Below are 18,514 nucleotides of genomic sequence, written 5' to 3'. Positions count from 1 at the left end.
AATAAAAAAAGATTGGCTATAACGTAGTGGAATAAAAAAGCGTGCACGCATAAAAAAGCCGGGTGGCGGCTACGCCTTACCCGGCCTACGAGTCGTGCTGTTGTAGGCCCGGTAAGCGCAGCGCCACCGGGCAACAGAGCCAATCAGTACAGTTTTTTCGCGCAGTCCAGCCAGTCACCTTTGAACGGACGCTTCATGTTTTCAATCGCGTCGATGATGTCATGGTGAACCAGTTTCTCGTTCTGAATACCGACGCAGCGGCCGCCGTGGCCCTGCAGCAGCAGTTCGATTGCGTACGCGCCCATACGGGACGCCAGAATACGGTCGTACGGGCCAGGGGAACCGCCACGCTGGATGTGCCCCAGTACGGTGGCACGGGTTTCACGTTTGGTTTCGGTTTCGATGTACTTGGCCAGCTCGTCAACGTCACAGATGTGCTCGGTGATAGCTACGATCGCGTGTTTCTTGCCTTTCGCGATGCCCGCTTTGATTTCAGCTACCAGATCTTCACGGCTGAATTCCACTTCCGGAACCACGACAAACTCACAGCCACCCGCAATCGCCGCAGCCAGGGTCAGGTCACCGCAGTAACGCCCCATCACTTCAACGATAGAGATACGCTGGTGAGAAGAAGAGGTGTCACGCAGGCGGTCAATTGCTTCCACAACGGTTCCCAGCGCGGTGAAGTAACCGATGGTGTAGTCGGTGCCTTTGATATCGTTGTCGATAGTGCCTGGCAGACCGATGCACGGGAAGCCCATTTCTGTCAGACGTTTTGCACCCATGTACGAGCCGTCACCACCGATTACCACCAGTGCGTCCAGGCCACGTTTTTTCATGTTCTCGATAGCCACTTCACGAACGTGTTCATCACGGAATTCCGGGAAGCGTGCAGACCCAAGGAAGGTACCGCCACGGTTGATCATGTCAGACACGCTGTAACGGTCGAGCTGAACCATACGGTCTTCATACAGACCCAGGTAACCATCATAGATACCAAAAACTTCCAGACCTTCCGTCAGCGCCGCGCGAACAACCCCACGAATTGCCGCGTTCATGCCCGGCGCATCACCGCCGCTTGTCAACACACCGATTTTCTTAATCATGACTACCTCTGAACTTAGGAATGCAAAATTGAAATCTGTTGCCGGAAGAAACTTATCGACCAACGAATACTGCAAATAGTATATCAATCCCTTCCAGCTGAATTGATTCAGGTCAGACCAAATGGCGGTAATTTATACACAAAATGCTGGCCTGGCTCACTTTTTTACAACGAATTACGAAAGCCCAACATGTCCGGGTACAACCGAGCAGGGATCCTGGTGAATGATGACGTCTGAACCAGGAAAACGCTGCAAAATCGCCTGCTCTACCTGCTCAGCAATCACGTGAGCCTGAACCAGTGGCAGGTTGTCTTCCATTTCAATATGAATCTGAATAAAGCGGGTCGGCCCTGACTGCCGCGTTCGAAGATCGTGCGCACCGCTGACGCCGGGCCAGGCGGTCACGATAGAAAAAATTTCATTGCGTTCTGAGTCCGGGAGGGCGCGGTCAAGCAGTGATTGCACCGCTTCATACCCCATCCGCAGGGCGCTATATAAAATATAGATACCAATCCCTAACGCAAACAACGCATCGGCCCGATGCCAGCCATACCAGGCCAGACCGAGCGCAATAAGAATAGCCCCATTCATCATAACATCAGATTGATAATGAAGCATATCCGCCCGTACAGCCTGACTTTGCGTTTTGCGAACGACCCAGCGCTGGAACGTTACCAGAACAAGTGTGCATATAAGCGCGACAATCGTCACAACGACGCCGACGCCGGGATCGTTCATCGGTGTCGGCGAGACGAGATGCTGAATGCCGGTGAGAAACAGGAACAGCGCAGAACCGGATATAAACATGCTCTGCGCCAGCGCGGCCAGCGACTCCGCTTTGCCGTGCCCAAACGTGTGCTCTTCATCCGCTGGCTGCAGCGAGTAACGCACCACCAGCAGGTTGGTCAGCGAGGCGGCAATATCGACCAGCGAGTCCACCAGCGCCGCCAGAATACTGACCGAACCGGTATACCACCACGCAAAAACCTTAATGACCAGCAAACACGACGCCATGATCGTCGCGGCCATGGCGGCCCGGTTTACCAGTCTTCCATAGGATTGATTCATAAACGCTCCTGTCATGTCATGCCGCTAGTATAACGGAAGCATGTGGAGTCGAAGGATGAATAAACGGTTAACAAATCAGAATGCGGGACAAAAAAAACCCCCACATCATGTGGGGGAAGACAGGGATGGTGTCTATGGCAAGGAAAACAGGGTTTACTGGTTACTACGGGTACTGCTATTGCTACTGAAAAACGTCGTTTCTGAGCTTCGCTGCATCCGTGCAACCTCACGCAGCTGATCCATACGCTGCTGATGTCTGGTGTTCAAAACCGCTTGCTGCTCGGGCGTTAGCAGGTGGAACATCTGGTTGCGGACCTTCGCCATTTCAACCTGGCGAGCAACCTGTTCCTGTGCCATTTTTTCGGCCTGAGCGCGCACAGCGCTTTCGTCAAAATTTTCTGCGGTGACAAGGCGATGCATTGTCTCCATTTCGCTAACATTAACAGGGGGCTGGTCGTGTCTCGCCCTCTGCATCAGATCTCGCATCTGTTGACGCTGATGTTCGGTTAAACTTATGCCGTCAAACATATGGCTTTGGCTACTGTGCTGCGTTGTGTCCTCTTGTGAGGAACCGTTATCGCTGATGATAGCTACAGCAGCCTGGCTAAACGCACTGAACGCCAGCGTTGAGGCCATGACGGCAGCGGTAACTTTGCGCATCACTTGCTCCCAAAATCTTTCGTGTCGCGATTCAACGAGAGACAGTCTACGATTCAGGCTGCAAACATGCGTCAGGGGGTGTAAAACAACGTAAAGTCATGGATTAGACAGCCTTGATGTCGTAATTTCTGCCTCGGAGGTATTTAAACAATGAATAAAATCCTGTTAGTTGATGATGACCGAGAGCTCACATCCCTTTTAAAGGAGTTGCTCGACATGGAAGGTTTCAACGTCCTGGTTGCCCATGATGGCGAGCAGGCGCTGAGTCTCCTTGACGACAGCATCGATTTACTTTTGCTCGACGTGATGATGCCGAAGAAAAACGGTATTGATACGTTGAAAGAGCTTCGCCAGACACACCAGACTCCCGTTATCATGCTGACCGCTCGCGGCAGCGAACTCGATCGCGTACTCGGTCTTGAACTGGGCGCGGACGACTATTTACCGAAGCCGTTTAACGACCGCGAACTGGTCGCCCGTATTCGCGCGATCCTGCGTCGTTCCCACTGGAGCGAGCAGCAGCAGAATACCGACAATAGCTCACCTACCCTTGAAGTCGACTCCCTGAGCCTGAACCCGGGCCGTCAGGAAGCGAGCTTTGATGGCCAGACGCTGGAACTTACCGGCACGGAGTTCACCCTGCTGTATCTTCTGGCGCAGCACCTCGGCCAGGTGGTTTCGCGTGAACATTTAAGCCAGGAAGTGCTGGGCAAACGTCTGACCCCGTTTGACCGCGCCATCGACATGCACATCTCTAACCTGCGCCGTAAGCTGCCGGAGCGTAAAGACGGTCACCCATGGTTTAAAACCCTGCGTGGTCGCGGTTATCTGATGGTTTCCGCTTCATGATAGGAAGCTTAACCGCCCGCATCTTCGCCATCTTCTGGCTGACGCTGGCACTGGTTTTAATGCTCGTACTGATGTTGCCAAAACTCGACTCACGCCAGATGACGGAGCTTCTCGACAGCGAGCAACGTCAGGGCGTGATGATCGAGCAGCACGTGGAAGCCGAGCTGGCAAACGATCCGCCAAACGATTTAATGTGGTGGCGCAGGCTATTTCGCGCTATCGACAAGTGGGCGCCGCCCGGACAACGCCTGCTGCTGGTGACCAGCGAAGGCCGCGTGATTGGCGCCGATCGCAATGAAATGCAGATCATCCGCAACTTCATTGGCCAGGCAGATAACGCCGATCACCCCCAGAAGAAAAAATATGGCCGCGTAGAGATGGTGGGGCCGTTCTCCGTCAGAGATGGCGAGGATAACTATCAGCTCTACCTGATTCGCCCCGCGAGCAGCTCCCAGTCCGACTTCATCAACCTGCTGTTTGACCGCCCTCTCCTGCTGCTGATTGTTACTATGCTGGTCAGCTCGCCGCTGCTGTTATGGCTGGCGTGGAGCCTGGCAAAACCGGCCCGTAAGCTGAAAAATGCGGCTGACGAAGTGGCCCAGGGTAACCTGCGACAACACCCTGAACTGGAAGCCGGACCGCAGGAGTTCCTTGCCGCCGGGACCAGTTTTAACCAGATGGTGAGCGCTCTCGATCGCATGATGACGGCACAACAGCGTCTGCTGTCGGATATCTCGCATGAACTGCGCACCCCGCTTACGCGCTTACAGCTTGGCACCGCGCTGCTGCGCCGCCGCAGCGGGGAGAGCAAAGAGCTGGAGCGTATCGAAACCGAAGCGCATCGTCTGGACAGCATGATCAACGATCTGCTGGTCATGTCGCGCAATCAGCAGAAAAACGCGCTGGTGAGCGAAACGGTGAAAGCCAATCATCTGTGGCATGAAGTGCTGGATAACGCGGCGTTCGAAGCGGAGCAGATGGGCAAATCCTTCACCGTCAACTTCCCGCCGGGTCCATGGCCGCTGTACGGTAACCCCAACACGCTGGAAAGCGCGCTGGAGAATATCGTGCGTAACGCCCTGCGCTACTCGCACACGAAGATTGAGGTGGCGTTCTCGGTGGATAAAGACGGGATCACCGTCATTGTCGACGACGACGGTCCTGGCGTCAGCCCGGAAGACCGCGAGCAGATTTTCCGTCCGTTCTACCGTACCGACGAAGCGCGCGACCGGGAATCGGGCGGTACGGGACTGGGTCTGGCGATTGTGGAAACCGCCATGCAGCAGCACCGTGGATGGGTGAAAGCCGATGACAGTCCGCTGGGTGGGCTGCGGTTAACACTGTGGCTACCGTTGTATAAGCGTTCGTAGCTGTTAGTGCCGGGTGGCGGCTTCGCCTTACCCGGCCTACTCTTTACAGAGGACTATTTACCCCACAACCTCCGCGAATTATCCTCGATCTTGCTGCTTAAACGCCGCTTCTGCATCGTTCTTGTCCAGCTGGTCGATAACCCCGCCGCCGACAGCAGGCGATGATACTGCTCGTCATCAAACGGCATATGCCAGGCAATGGCGCAGGCGTCGTAAACAGACACTTCACTCAGGCGTGATGCCAGCTCAAGCGGCGCATCCGCTGACACCTGCCCAGCCAGCACTACACGGTACAGCCAGCCGGTTTTAACCGCGCTTTGCATCTGAGCCGACATGTCATGAATACCGAAATGGAAGTTGAGCTTGAAGCACGGCGAGCGCGGCTGCGTCACCTGAATCAGGGCATCGCCCCAGCGGTAGATATCACCTATAAACACGTTCTTTTCGGTGAGCCCTTCGGTGGAGAGATTCTCGCCAAACGCGGGGGCGACGAAGAGGTCCGCCTGCTCGGGGAACTCGGTTTTCCAGTGCTGATAGTGCTCGCGCGGGTAGTGGCACAGCGCGCGCTCGGGCCCACCGTGGATCTTCTTTTCGGCCTGCTCGTCGCCCGCAAGCCCAAGGTCGGTTAACGTCAGCTCACCGTCGACCTGAATTTTGGCGATGGCGCTCGGGCGGCTGCCGTCGTACTCCCTTACCTTGCCTGTAAATACATTCACCGGGTAATGCATCGCTGCCTCCATTACGCAGATACAAAAAAAGCGAGCCATCAGACTCGCTTCTCACAGGCGTCAATGCAACCTTATTTTTTAGCGGCGAAACGCGCTGCTGCTTCGTCCCAGTTCACCACGTCCCAGAACGCTTTGATGTAGTCCGGGCGACGGTTCTGGAATTTCAGGTAGTAAGCGTGTTCCCACACGTCCAGACCCAGGATTGGGAAGCCGGATGCGCCAGAGATCGCTTCACCCATCAGCGGGGAGTCCTGGTTCGCGGTAGAAACCACCGCCAGTTTGTCACCTTTCAGCACCAGCCACGCCCAGCCGGAGCCGAAGCGGGTTGCAGCGGCTTTTTCGAATTCCGCTTTGAAGTTGTCAACAGAACCGAAGTCGCGCTCGATAGCCGCTTTCAGGTCGCCCTGCAGGGTGGTACCGGTCTTCAGGCCTTTCCAGAACAGGCTGTGGTTTGCGTGGCCGCCCGCGTTGTTACGCAGCACGGTTTTCTTGTCCGCTGGCAGCTGGTCCAGCTTGGTGATCAGCTCTTCAACAGGCAGGTTAGCGAACTCTGGCAGGCTTTCCAGCGCGGCGTTCGCGTTGTTCACGTAGGTCTGGTGGTGTTTAGTGTGATGGATTTCCATCGTCTGCTTGTCGAAATGCGGTTCCAGTGCGTCGTAGGCATACGGCAGGGATGGCAGTGTATAACTCATAATCCTCTCCATTATTGTCGGGCGGCACAGCTGTTAATGCCGCGTAAGCAGTTGGTTCATTATAGTTAATTAAATGATATTGAAAATGATTATCAATGCCGTAGTTTTTATAAGGTTATTCAGTTTTCGATTAATAGCGGAAATGTGAGTCTGCTCACGCGGTTAACGTGCTGATTGCCATCCAGAACACCTGTGCGGCAACCTTCTGAAGGTTCCCGGACTGCCTAATTTTTACACTCCTCAAGTCGAAGAGAAGCCACTGACGATAAAAACGATGAGGGTGTAAAAATGAATCATGCGATTACGATGGGTATCTTCTGGCATTTGATAGGCGCTGCCAGTGCAGCCTGTTTCTATGCTCCGTTTAAAAAGGTGAGAGGCTGGTCATGGGAAACCATGTGGTCCGTTGGCGGGGTCGTGTCCTGGCTGATTTTGCCCTGGACCATTAGCGCCATGCTGCTGCCCGATTTCTGGGGCTACTTCTCCTCCTTCAGCGCCTCCACCCTGCTGCCGGTGTTCCTGTTCGGCGCGATGTGGGGCGTCGGTAACATCAACTATGGCCTCACCATGCGCTATCTCGGCATGTCGATGGGCATTGGTATCGCGATTGGCATTACGCTGATCGTCGGAACCCTGATGACGCCAGTTCTCAACGGCAACGTCGAGGTGCTTATTAATACTCAGGGTGGGCGGATGACGCTCCTGGGCGTGCTGGTGGCGGTCGTTGGCGTAGGAATTGTGACTCGCGCGGGGCAGCTGAAAGAGCGCAAGATGGGCATTAAAGCCGAAGATTTTAACCTGAAGAAAGGTCTGCTGCTGGCGGTGATGTGCGGCATCTTCTCGGCCGGTATGTCGTTCGCGATGAATGCTGCCAGGCCTATGCATGAAGCCGCCGCCGCGCTGGGCGTCGATCCACTGTATGTTGCGCTGCCAAGCTATGTCGTGATTATGGGTGGCGGCGCGATGGTTAACCTGGGCTTCTGCTTCATTCGTCTCGCAAAAGTGAAAAACCTGTCGGTAAAAACCGACTTCTCGCTGGCAACATCGCTTATCATCACCAACGTGTTACTCTCCGCGCTCGGCGGCCTGATGTGGTATTTACAGTTTTTCTTCTACGCCTGGGGCCATGCCAGCATTCCTGTGCAATACGACTACGTCAGCTGGATGCTGCACATGAGTTTCTACGTACTGTGTGGCGGGCTGGTCGGTCTGGTGCTGAAAGAGTGGAAGAACGCCGGACATCGTCCGGTTGGCGTACTGAGCCTCGGCTGCGTGGTGATCATTATCGCTGCCAATATCGTTGGGCTCGGCATGGCAAACTGATCACGACCCCTTTCGACTGCGATGACGCCACTGTACCGGCGTCATCCCCACCTCACGATTAAACACCACTGAAAAGTAGTTACTGTCTTCAAAGCCGCAGCACATCGCCACATCACTGACCATCCACTCCGTATGCTGCAGGAGATATTGTGCATGGCAGATGCGCAGCTGGCGCAGATAGTGGTTGACCGTCATCCCGGTCAGGGTGCGGAACTGCTGGCGCAACGCGCGCTCGCTGCACTGCTCCTGCTCGCAGAATTTCTCCAGTATAAAGTTTTTATTCAGGCTGCCCGCAAGCGTGGTGATGAGCTTATCCAGTAGCGCTTCCTGCGTCGTGGCAGAGGGGTTATCAGTGGCGTAACGATGGCGCTTTAACGTCACCACCAACTGAGCGAAAAGCAACTCCGCTAGCTGGTTAGAAACGGGGTCGTTCTTCTGGCTCTCCTGCTCCAGTTGAGAAATAACCTGCCGTACCTGAGCCATGCCGTTACTGCTTAAGCGCCAGTGCGGAGAACCCTTAGCATCAAGAAAACCCGGGATGCTTGCGGCCCAGTCTACGTTAAGCCTGAGCCTGTCCGGACAGTAAATAACGTTCTGCAGCACCAGGTCATTAACCGAGGCGTAGGAATGCTTATCCTCCGCGCGAATGTAGAACAGATCTCCGCGCGTGATGCGGTAGGGACGGTCGTTGAGGATGTGCAGGCCGTTACCGCGCCATACCAGCACCAGCTCGCAAAACTCGTGGGTATGTTCGGCAAAGACATCTTGCGGGTAGCGGTCGGCCACCGTCACGGCCTGGCTCGCGGAGGCATAAAAATCATCTTTGCGAAGGATTAACTGAGCAGCCACACCACGACCTCTACACCGAATAACCTGACACTATTAGCTTTTTTGCGGAAATAAAACGGTGACTGCCCTCGCGTTACTGAAGCATCGCGTCTTTCCCCTGACGAATATCACGCGGCGACCAGTTAAATTCCCGGCGAAACAGCGTTGAAAAGTGATTGCTGTCGCCAAAACCGCAGCAATAGGCGATATCCGTGACGCTTTCGTCGGTATGACGTAAAAGATGACGCGCTTTGATCAGGCGCAGACGGTTGAGATATCGCTGCGGCGTCATACCGGTATGCTGTTTAAGCTGGCGATGTAGGGTGCGCAGCGACAGTGAAAAATCATCCGCAAGCGTTTCCCAGCAGACATCCTCAGCGAAATGATCTTCCAGCCAGGCCATCAGATGGTTCAGGCGCGCGTTGTTATCTTCCAGCCCTTCCAGCAGGCTGCTGCGGCGCAGCAGCACCAGAAGCTGCATAAACAGCAGTTCGCGCGTGGCAATGGCGTGCGTCTCCCCCCCGTCCTCGCTCTTCTCCATTTGCTCCACCAGCTGACGCACCTGCTGCAGGGTGGACTGATTCACGCGCCAGTGCGACGGATAGTGTCCGTCTTGCTCCTGGGGCAACAGCTGATTCAGCCGCGAAAGAAACTGGAACGCATCCGGGGAACGGTAGAGCACATTCGTCAGATACAGGTTGTCGGTATGCTCATACAGGTGCCGATCGTGGTCGCGCACGAAGCACACCGTACCGCCGCTGATGGTATAAGGCTGGCCATTGAAGACATGAATACCTGTCCCGCGCTCAACAATCACAATTTCATGAAAATCATGGTGATGCTCCGGGAACGCGGCCTGAGGAAGCCGTGGCTCAATCGCGACAGGCGCCCCTCCTGAAGGAAAAAAATCCACGCTGTGCAGTACGGTCATAACGGCCTCCACCAATGAAAAATGTTCTCAAAATAGTAATTAAGGCCTTCCGCACTCACCTTCAATTTTTGGCAGTAAACCTCGCAAAAGCTGTCCATTTTTCAAGAAACAGGGGGAAAGATCGGGAAATGCGGTCAGCGTCACACTGCCTGAAAATCCCGCCACCACTGGAAACTGTGAACTCCCTCACATTCACCTTTGCTTTCTTGCCAGCGCGAGATTTGGCCTGTCAGTGGTGAGAAGGTGACATTTTCTTCCCTTTTTTACACTCACCGCTAATGACTTAAGAAAGGACCCGACTATGACTTTTCGCCATTGTGTGGCTGTCGATTTAGGCGCATCCAGCGGTCGCGTAATGCTCGCGAGCTGGGACCGTGAGCAGCACACGCTTGCGCTTCGCGAAATGCACCGTTTCGCCAACTGCCTGCAAAAGCAGGACGGCTTTGTTGCCTGGGATATCGATGCCCTGGAGGCGGAGATCCGTATCGGACTGAACAACGTCTGCAACGATGGTATTCGCATCGACAGCATCGGCATTGATACCTGGGGCGTGGACTACGTTCTGCTTGATAGCCATGGCGAACGCGTCGGTTTGCCGGTTTCTTATCGCGACAACCGCACCGACGGCCTGATGGCGCACGCTATCGCCCAGCTAGGCAAGGACAACATCTACAGACGAAGCGGCATTCAGTTTCTGCCGTTTAACACGCTTTATCAGCTACGCGCTTTGGTCGAGCAACAGCCAGAGCTGGTGGCGGACGTGGCCCATGCGCTGCTAATCCCGGACTACCTGAGCTACCGCCTGACCGGCAACATGAACTGGGAATATACCAACGCCACCACCACGCAGTTGGTCAACATCAACTCGGATAACTGGGATGAACATCTGCTGGCCTGGACGGGAGCGTCGCCTTCCTGGTTCGGTACACCAACCCACCCGGGTAATGTGATCGGTAACTGGATTTGCCCACAGGGGAACGCAATTCCTGTCGTTGCCGTCGCCAGCCACGATACCGCCAGCGCGGTGATTGCTTCCCCACTTGCGAGCAAAGACGCGGCTTACCTCTCGTCCGGTACCTGGTCGCTGATGGGCTTTGAGAGCAAAACCCCGTACGCCAGCGATACTGCCATGGCCGCAAACATTACCAACGAAGGGGGTGCCGAAGGCCGCTACCGCGTACTGAAAAACATCATGGGGCTGTGGCTGCTCCAGCGGGTACTGAAAGAACAGAATATTACCGACCTGCCTGCGCTTATCGCCGAAACCGAGAAGCTGAAGGCCTGCACGTTCCTGATCAACCCGAACGATGAGCGCTTTATCAATCCGGCGCACATGAGCGCCGAAATTCAGGCCGCCTGCGTCGAGGTCGGGCAGCCGGTGCCGTCCAGCCCTCCCGAACTGGCGCGCTGCATTTTTGACAGCCTCGCCCTGCTGTATGCCGACATCCTCAGCGAGCTGGCGAGCCTTCGCGGAAAACCCTTCAGCCAGCTGCATATCGTGGGCGGCGGCTGCCAGAACCAGCTGCTGAACCAGCTCTGCGCCGATGCCTGCGGCATCACCGTGGTGGCAGGTCCCGTGGAGGCCTCCACGCTCGGCAATATCGGCATTCAGCTGATGACTCTGGACGAACTTTCCAACGTTGACGACTTCCGTTCGGTGGTGACGGCGAACGCCAGTCTGACCACCTTCACACCCAATCCCTGCCATGAAATTGCTCGCTTTCGCGCGCAGTTTCAGCAAAACCGACTGACTAAGGAGCTTTGTGCATGACAACTCAATTAGAACAAGCCTGGGATCTGGCTAAACAGCGTTTCGCCGCCGTCGGCGTGGATGTCGAAGAGGCGCTGCGCCAGCTCGACCGTCTGCCCGTCTCCATGCACTGCTGGCAGGGCGATGACGTCGCTGGCTTCGAGAACCCAGGCGGTTCCCTGACAGGGGGTATTCAGGCCACGGGTAACTATCCAGGCAAAGCGCGCAACGCGACCGAACTGCGCGCCGACCTTGAACTGGCGCTGAGCCTGATCCCGGGGCCAAAGCGCCTGAATCTGCATGCAATCTATCTCGAATCCGATGAGCCGGTGGCGCGCAACGAAATCAAACCGGAACACTTTAAGAACTGGGTAGAGTGGGCCAAAACCAACAGGCTGGGCCTGGACTTTAACCCGTCCTGCTTCTCACATCCGCTGAGTGCGGACGGTTTTACTCTCGCCCACGCGGACAACGACATCCGCCAGTTCTGGATCGATCACGTGAAGGCCAGCCGCCGCGTTTCGGCGTATTTCGGCGAGCAGCTCGGCACGCCGTCGGTGATGAACATCTGGATCCCGGACGGCATGAAGGATATCACCGTCGATCGTCTGGCTCCGCGCCAGCGCCTGCTGGCCGCGCTGGATGAGGCTCTCAGCGAGAAGCTGGACCCGGCGCACCACATCGACGCCGTCGAGAGCAAGCTGTTCGGTATAGGCGCCGAGAGCTATACCGTGGGCTCGAACGAGTTCTATATGGGTTACGCCACCAGCCGCCAGACCGCGCTGTGTCTGGATGCTGGCCACTTCCACCCGACCGAAGTGATTTCCGACAAAATCTCCGCCGCCATGCTCTACGTGCCGCGTCTGCTGCTGCACGTCAGCCGTCCGGTGCGCTGGGACAGCGACCACGTGGTGCTGCTGGATGACGAAACCCAGGCGATTGCCAGCGAAATCATCCGCCACGACCTCTTTGACCGCGTACACATCGGCCTCGACTTCTTCGATGCCTCCATCAACCGCATCGCGGCGTGGGTTATCGGCACCCGCAATATGAAGAAAGCCCTGCTGCGCGCGTTGCTGGAGCCTGTCGCCACGCTGAAACAGCTGGAGGCTAACGGTGACTACACCGCACGTCTGGCGCTGCTGGAAGAGCAGAAATCCCTGCCGTGGCAGGCAGTGTGGGAGATGTACTGCCAGCGTAACGATGCCCCAGCGGGCAGCCAGTGGCTGAACAACGTGCGGGCGTATGAGAAAGACGTTCTCGCCGCTCGTCAGTAAAAACATCGCCCGGCAGCACGTTGCCTGCCGGGTCTACAGGTAAGAGTAGGCCGGGTAAGCGTAGCGCCACCCGGCATTTTCAAAGGAACCACAGTATGCAGACTATCACCCACTCCTGGTTCGTCCAGGGCATGATCAAAGCCACCTCCGACGCCTGGCTGAAAGGCTGGGACGAGCGCAACGGCGGCAACCTGACGCTGCGCCTGGACGACGCGGATATCGAACCTTTCGCGGCCGATTTCCACGCGAAGCCGCGCTATATCGCGCTGAGCCAGCCGATGCCGCTGCTCGCCAACACGCCGTTTATCGTCACCGGTTCCGGCAAGTTTTTCCGTAACGTCCAGCTCGACCCGGAGGCCAACCTCGGCGTGGTGAAAGTGGACAGCGACGGCGCGGGTTACCACATTCTGTGGGGGCTGACGGATGAAGCGGTGCCCACCTCCGAACTGCCGGCGCACTTCCTCTCCCACTGCGAGCGCATCAAGGCGACCAATGGCAAGGACCGCGTGATCATGCACTGCCACGCCACCAACCTGATCGCCCTGACCTACGTGCTGGAAAACAGCGCCGATGTCATCACCCGCAAGCTCTGGGAAGGCAGTACCGAGTGTCTGGTGGTATTCCCGGATGGCGTGGGCATTCTGCCGTGGATGGTACCGGGTACCGACGAAATCGGCCAGGCAACCGCCGTTGATATGCAAAAACATTCTCTGGTGCTATGGCCGTTCCACGGCGTGTTCGGCAGCGGTCCAACGCTGGATGAAACCTTTGGCCTGATCGACACCGCTGAGAAATCAGCGGAAGTGCTGGTGAAGGTGTACGCCATGGGCGGCATGAAGCAGACCATTCCCCGGGAAGCGCTCATCGCCCTCGGCAAGCGCTTTGGCGTGAGCCCGCTGCAATCCGCGCTGGATTTATACGCATAACGCCTTTGCAGGACAAACGTTGATCGTTAAGGAGAATTATCATGAGCTTTATGTTGGCGCTTCCAAAAATCAGCCTTCACGGCGCGGGCGCAATCGGCGATATGGTCAATCTGGTAGCGAACAAGCAGTGGGGAAAAGCGCTGATTGTCACCGACGGCCAGTTGGTGAAGCTGGGTCTGCTCGACAGCCTGTTTACCGCGCTGGACGTCCATCAGATGTCGTATCACCTGTTCGATGAGGTGTTCCCGAACCCAACAGAAGCGCTGGTGCAAAAAGGATTTTCGGCTTACCGGGACGCGGAGTGTGATTACGTCATTGCCTTTGGCGGCGGCAGCCCGATTGATACCGCCAAGGCGATTAAAATCCTCACCGCTAACCCCGGCCCGTCAACCGATTATTCCGGCGTCGGCAAGGTGAAAAATGCGGGGGTGCCGCTGGTGGCGATCAACACCACCGCAGGGACGGCGGCGGAGATGACCAGTAATGCGGTGATCATCGACTCCGCGCGTCAGGTGAAAGAGGTGATCATCGACCCGAACATCATCCCGGATATCGCCGTGGACGATGCCAGCGTCATGCTGGATATTCCGGCCTCCGTGACCGCCGCAACCGGTATGGACGCATTAACCCACGCCATTGAAGCCTATGTGTCCGTTGGCGCGCACCCGCTGACCGATGCCAACGCGCTGGAGGCGATTCGCCTGATCAACCTGTGGCTGCCGGAAGCGGTTGATAACGGTCATAACCTTGAGGCGCGCGAGCAGATGGCGTTTGGCCAGTATCTGGCGGGCATGGCGTTTAACAGTGCGGGTCTGGGTCTGGTACACGCCCTGGCGCACCAGCCGGGCGCGACGCATAACCTGCCGCACGGCGTGTGCAACGCCATTCTGCTGCCGATCGTCGAAAGCTTTAACCGTCCGAACGCAATCACCCGCTTCGCCCGCGTGGCGCAGGCGATGGGCGTCGATACCCGCGGCATGAGTGATGAAGCCGCCAGCATGTCCGCCATTCAGGCGATTCGCGACCTGAGCGCTCGCGTCGGCATTCCTGCGGGCTTCAGCCAGCTCGGCGTCACTCAAGCCGATATCGAAGGCTGGCTGGATAAAGCCCTCGCGGATCCGTGTGCGCCATGCAATCCGCGCACCGCCAGCCGCGATGAAGTCCGCGAGCTCTATCTGGAGGCATTATGATCCGCAAAGCGTTTGTGATGCAGGTGAACCCGGATGCGCACGAGGAGTACGCGCGTCGCCACAATCCAATTTGGCCCGAGCTTGAAGCGGTGCTGAAAGACCACGGCGCTCACCACTACGCCATTTATCTCGACAAAGCCCGTAACCTGCTGTTTGCGACCGTGGAGATTGAATCGGAGGAGCGCTGGAACGCGGTAGCGAATACCGACGTCTGCCAGCGCTGGTGGAAACATATGGGCGACGTCATGCCGTCGAACCCGGATAACAGCCCGGTGAGTGCGGAACTTAAAGAGGTCTTTTACCTGGACTGATGCGTTAGCGCTGCCGCCCCCGCGGCGGCGGCAATCTCCTGCCTGCTGCTCAGCGTAAACGCCGACACCACCGTAATCGCCAGCACGAAACAGCCCAGCATCAGATACGTCTCCTGGAAGCCGATCCGGTCATACATATTCCCGGCAAAAGCGGAGAGAATAATCGCCGCCGACTGTTTGGCAAACTGGAAGCCGATCAGATAGATAGTCGCCGACAGTCGGGTATCAAACACCCCGGTGATGTACTTGAAGGCGCCCACCAGCAGGAACGGGACTTCCAGCGCGTGCAGCATCTTGAGGGCAATCACCTCCACGGCAGTGGTGGCGAACGACGAGCCGATAATGCGCGTCGCCATAATCACCCCGGCGATCAGCAGCGTGTTCTTCGCGCCGATGCGGTTAATGATCCACGGCGAACAGAACATAATGATGGCATTACAAATCTCCCCGGCAGTCGTTGCGAAACCAAAGGCGCGGGTCCCCTCCTGCGGCGTGGCGAAGAAGGTTTTAAAGAAGGTGGCAAACTGCTGATCGAAAACGTCATACACGCAGGCCACGCCAATCACGTAGAGGATAAACATCCACATTCTGCGCTGGCGGAACAGGTTGAACACGGTTTTTGCGGTGATTTGCGGCTGGTTCGCGCCCAGGGCATTCATGACCTGCGCCGTCTGGTTGGGCTTCGGCTTCGCGACCACCAGCAGCAGCATCAGCAGCAATGCCGCTCCCGATCCCATCCAGAAAACATACGACGGATCGATGCCGAACAGGATGCCGCCCGTGGAGGCGCACAAGCCCCAACCGAGACAGCCAAACATCCGCGCCTTGCCGTATTCAAAGAAGCTGTTGCGGCTCACGCGTTCGATGTAGGCCTCAATCGCCCCCGATCCGGCCGAAAATACAAAACCGATATACAGCCCGCCGCTCAGCGCGCCCAGCCAGATATTGGCTTTCAGCAGCGGCGCGAAGACGTACAGGAAGAACGGTGCGAACAGAACCAGCAGCACCGCGATGATCCACAGAAGGTGTTTTTTCAGCCCCAGCTTGTCCGAAATAACGCCCAGTAGCGGCTGGAACGCGATGGCCGACAGCGAGATGCAGGAGAAGACAATCCCGGTATGGGTTTTATTCAGGCCGATGATGTCCGACAGCCAAATCGGCAGGAACGGAAAGCAGGTGGCCATGATGAAGAAGTAGAGAAAGAAGAACAGCCCGAAGATCCAGAAGTTAGGGTTGTCTTTGTGGGTACAGGTTGTTGTGTTCATTATTTTTATCCTCAACGGAGGGCCGGCTGCCCGGCCCGTCACCTTTACACGCGTTCAACGCCAATCAGAACGGCGGTTTCCGGATCCAGAATCGGCAGCGCAATGCCCGCCTGCATCAGCCACTCGCCGCTCACCGTTTGCGGCGTTTCCATCCACGCTGGCAGCTTGCGCATGGTGTGCCCTCCCTCGCCCGTAATCTGAATATTCGGGTGATCGAGCAGCATGACGCGGTACCGCGCGCTAGCCTCCAGCCCCGCCATGCGCAGCGGCATCATCAGGCTGTAATCCGGCATCGCGAGCTGGCTGACCATAAACAGCCCCTGCGCCTTATCTTCGCTCACCATCCCTTGCGCCAGCGTGGTGGCATCCGGCATATCAATACGCCACTGGGTACCATGGTGGATCACCTCTCGCCACTGCTTGTGCAGCGCGGCGTAATGGCGATAGCCTTCGCGCTCCTGTGCGTCCACGGTGAGCGGATCCAGCTCCAGCCCCATATGGCCAAACAGGGCCGTCAAGCCGCGAAACTGGATGCTATGCTGGCGGAAGGTGGCGTGACATTTATGATGACCGATATGCGCGCCCATCACCTCCGGCGGGAAGAAGTAGCTCATGCCGCGCTGGATGGTGCTGCGCTCCAGCGCGTCGTTGTTGTCGGACGCCCAGAAGCGATGGCTGCGGGTCAGTACCTCATAATCAATGCGCCCACCGCCGGAGGAGCACGATTCAAACTCAATATGCGGGAAGCGCTCGCCCAGCACGTCCAGCAGGCGGTAAAACTGGCGGGTCTGCGCGTCGGCAGCGGCTTTACCGTTGTGTCCCGGCTGCACCAGCTCGCGGTTCATGTCCCACTTCACGTAGTCGACCGCATGCTCGCCCAGCAGCCAGCTCATGCGCTCCACCAGGTAATCAAAGGCCTCCGGGATGTTGAGATTGAGCACCAGCTGGTGTCGTCCGGTCGCCTGGGGATAGCCCGGCAGCGCCAGTACCCAGTCAGGATGCGCGCGGTACAAATCGGAATCCGGATTGATCATCTCCGGCTCTACCCAGATGCCAAACTCCATGCCGAGCCGCTTGACGTGGTCGATCACCGGCGTCAGGCCGTTCGGGTATTTTTTCTCATCCAGATACCAGTCGCCCAGCGCGGCATGGTCGTCATTACGGCCTTTGAACCAGCCGTCATCAATGATGAAGCGCTCAACGCCCAGGGCGGCAGCCTCATCGGCCATGCGCATGATGTAGTCCGGATCGTGGTTGAAGTAGATCCCTTCCCAGGTATTGAGGTGCACCGGGCGCGGTTTGTTTTCCGGGAAGCGGATGACGTTGTTGCGCAGGTAGCGATGGAACGGCTGGCTCATGCCGTTCAGACCCTGCGTGGAGTAGCTGGCATACAGGCGCGGCGTCCAGAGCGTATCGCCCTCCTCAACCGCCATTTCACCCGGCAGGTAGAGCGCTTCGGCCTGCAGGTAGCGACGACCATCGGTTTTCGCTTCCGCGCGCAGGCGGTGATTACCGCTCCAGCCCAGATGCACGCCCCAGACGTCACCCTGCATTTCGCTGAACGACGGCGTACCGGCAATCAGTGCCGGGAAGTGCTCGTGGGAGGTTTTACCCCGGCGGTTTTCAATCACGAAGCTGTCGTGTTCAAGCTTTACGCGGTGCGGCTGGAATTCACGGATCCAGCGTCCGTGGAAGGCCATCACTTCCTGCGCGCGCTCGGCCACCGGCAGCGTGACGGCGAAACGGTCCACCTGCCAGGGGATCGCTTTCAGATTCGTTAAACCGTGACGAACCACCAGTACGCCGCTGGCATCCAGCGCCAGCTCGCTGGTCAGGCGCAGTCCCGCATGCTCATCTTCGGCGGTTATCGTCAAGGTATTTACGCCCTGCTGCACCTGGGTGGTTTTGAACACCGGGGAACCGTCCAGCCCCTGGCGATGCCCCTCAATGCCCGGCGAGCCAAACAGGCCGTGCCCCAGCTCGGCCATCAGCGTGACCGGGGAGTCGACGTCAAGCCTGCCGTTGGCAACAGGACGCGCGAGCAGAGCAACATCCTGCGGCGAAAAGTTCCGAAGGTGAGGCCCCCAGTAGAGAATTTCGGCGAACGGATGGGTTTTAATCACCACGTCTACCGTCGTGGTTTCGAGACGTAAAACGGAATCTTGCATCAGACATCTCCTGTCATCGGGATGATCTGAGTGTTGATCCGAAACGTTTCGGATACAAACCAAAACGTTTCG

General features: G+C 57.1%; 17 protein-coding genes. 8 read left to right on the top strand and 9 right to left on the bottom strand.

Annotated elements, in window-relative coordinates; all coding sequences use genetic code 11:
• Positions 1-143 precede the first annotated feature (143 nt).
• From pfkA to cpxP, 3 genes are all read right to left on the bottom strand, one after another.
• Positions 144-1,106, bottom strand: coding sequence for a 6-phosphofructokinase (pfkA, locus tag BFG58_RS10415; protein ID WP_008501816.1), 963 nt, complete (start codon positions 1,104-1,106; stop codon positions 144-146).
• 174 nt (positions 1,107-1,280) lie between these two features.
• Positions 1,281-2,174, bottom strand: coding sequence for a CDF family cation-efflux transporter FieF (gene fieF, locus BFG58_RS10410; RefSeq protein WP_045909114.1), 894 nt, complete (start codon positions 2,172-2,174; stop codon positions 1,281-1,283).
• Positions 2,175-2,327: 153 nt separating this feature from the next.
• The gene (gene cpxP / locus BFG58_RS10405; RefSeq protein ID WP_045909112.1) at positions 2,328-2,834 is read right to left on the bottom strand and encodes a cell-envelope stress modulator CpxP; all 507 of its coding nucleotides are present in this window, start codon (positions 2,832-2,834) and stop codon (positions 2,328-2,330) included.
• A gap of 150 nt (positions 2,835-2,984) precedes the next feature.
• Between cpxP and cpxR the strand changes: the two genes are divergently transcribed.
• On the top strand, positions 2,985-3,683 hold the full coding sequence (gene cpxR / locus BFG58_RS10400) for an envelope stress response regulator transcription factor CpxR (protein WP_006179159.1): 699 nt from the start codon (positions 2,985-2,987) through the stop codon (positions 3,681-3,683).
• The gene (gene cpxA, locus BFG58_RS10395; RefSeq protein ID WP_014885717.1) at positions 3,680-5,053 is read left to right on the top strand and encodes an envelope stress sensor histidine kinase CpxA; all 1,374 of its coding nucleotides are present in this window, start codon (positions 3,680-3,682) and stop codon (positions 5,051-5,053) included. The genes cpxR and cpxA overlap by 4 nt, the downstream gene beginning before the upstream one ends.
• Before the next feature lie 53 nt (positions 5,054-5,106).
• Here cpxA and yiiM read toward each other — a convergent pair whose 3' ends face one another.
• On the bottom strand, positions 5,107-5,781 hold the full coding sequence (yiiM, locus tag BFG58_RS10390; protein WP_069719785.1) for a 6-hydroxyaminopurine reductase: 675 nt from the start codon (positions 5,779-5,781) through the stop codon (positions 5,107-5,109).
• A 71-nt stretch (positions 5,782-5,852) separates the two neighbouring features.
• Positions 5,853-6,473 (bottom strand): superoxide dismutase [Mn], encoded by a 621-nt coding sequence (sodA, locus tag BFG58_RS10385; protein ID WP_003861999.1) that lies wholly within the window; start codon positions 6,471-6,473, stop codon positions 5,853-5,855.
• A 288-nt stretch (positions 6,474-6,761) separates the two neighbouring features.
• On the opposite strand from sodA, the gene rhaT reads away from it, so the two are divergent.
• Positions 6,762-7,796 carry an L-rhamnose/proton symporter RhaT gene (gene rhaT, locus BFG58_RS10380; protein ID WP_069719784.1) on the top strand — a complete coding sequence of 345 codons (1,035 nt, stop codon included), beginning with the start codon at positions 6,762-6,764 and terminating at the stop codon, positions 7,794-7,796.
• Here the strand turns inward: rhaT and rhaR are convergent, their stop codons facing one another.
• A complete protein-coding gene (gene rhaR, locus BFG58_RS10375) occupies positions 7,797-8,645 on the bottom strand; it encodes an HTH-type transcriptional activator RhaR (RefSeq protein ID WP_045909109.1) in 849 nt (282 codons plus the stop codon). It lies immediately after the preceding gene.
• A 73-nt stretch (positions 8,646-8,718) separates the two neighbouring features.
• On the bottom strand, positions 8,719-9,555 hold the full coding sequence (gene rhaS, locus BFG58_RS10370; protein ID WP_069719783.1) for an HTH-type transcriptional activator RhaS: 837 nt from the start codon (positions 9,553-9,555) through the stop codon (positions 8,719-8,721).
• 301 nt (positions 9,556-9,856) lie between these two features.
• Between rhaS and rhaB the strand changes: the two genes are divergently transcribed.
• From rhaB to rhaM, 5 genes are all read left to right on the top strand, one after another.
• The gene (gene rhaB / locus BFG58_RS10360; protein ID WP_069719782.1) at positions 9,857-11,326 is read left to right on the top strand and encodes a rhamnulokinase; all 1,470 of its coding nucleotides are present in this window, start codon (positions 9,857-9,859) and stop codon (positions 11,324-11,326) included.
• Positions 11,323-12,582 carry an L-rhamnose isomerase gene (gene rhaA / locus BFG58_RS10355; protein WP_045909105.1) on the top strand — a complete coding sequence of 420 codons (1,260 nt, stop codon included), beginning with the start codon at positions 11,323-11,325 and terminating at the stop codon, positions 12,580-12,582. Before rhaB ends, rhaA begins: the two co-directional genes overlap by 4 nt.
• Positions 12,583-12,677: 95 nt before the next feature.
• Positions 12,678-13,508: a rhamnulose-1-phosphate aldolase gene (rhaD, locus tag BFG58_RS10350; RefSeq protein WP_048028382.1), complete on the top strand. Its 831-nt coding sequence runs from the start codon at positions 12,678-12,680 to the stop codon at positions 13,506-13,508.
• A gap of 41 nt (positions 13,509-13,549) precedes the next feature.
• Positions 13,550-14,698: a lactaldehyde reductase gene (fucO, locus tag BFG58_RS10345; RefSeq protein ID WP_069719781.1), complete on the top strand. Its 1,149-nt coding sequence runs from the start codon at positions 13,550-13,552 to the stop codon at positions 14,696-14,698.
• Entirely contained in the window at positions 14,695-15,009 is a 315-nt protein-coding gene (rhaM, locus tag BFG58_RS10340) for an L-rhamnose mutarotase (RefSeq protein WP_069719780.1), read from the top strand. The genes fucO and rhaM overlap by 4 nt, the downstream gene beginning before the upstream one ends.
• On the opposite strand, the gene BFG58_RS10335 is transcribed toward rhaM, so the two are convergent.
• Both BFG58_RS10335 and BFG58_RS10330 read right to left on the bottom strand, forming a co-directional pair.
• Entirely contained in the window at positions 14,997-16,274 is a 1,278-nt protein-coding gene (locus BFG58_RS10335; RefSeq protein ID WP_048226833.1) for an MFS transporter, read from the bottom strand. The genes rhaM and BFG58_RS10335 overlap by 13 nt on opposite strands.
• 44 nt (positions 16,275-16,318) lie before the next feature.
• Entirely contained in the window at positions 16,319-18,442 is a 2,124-nt protein-coding gene (locus BFG58_RS10330; RefSeq protein WP_069719779.1) for an alpha-galactosidase, read from the bottom strand.
• Positions 18,443-18,514 lie beyond the last annotated feature (72 nt).

Origin of the sequence: Enterobacter sp. ku-bf2 (genome assembly GCF_001742765.1) — a bacterium.
In the GTDB taxonomy this organism is placed as follows: Bacteria; Pseudomonadota; Gammaproteobacteria; order Enterobacterales; family Enterobacteriaceae; genus Enterobacter; species Enterobacter quasiroggenkampii.
Note: the sequence above shows the minus strand (reverse complement) of the source record. Positions and strands in the feature narration are given on the sequence as shown.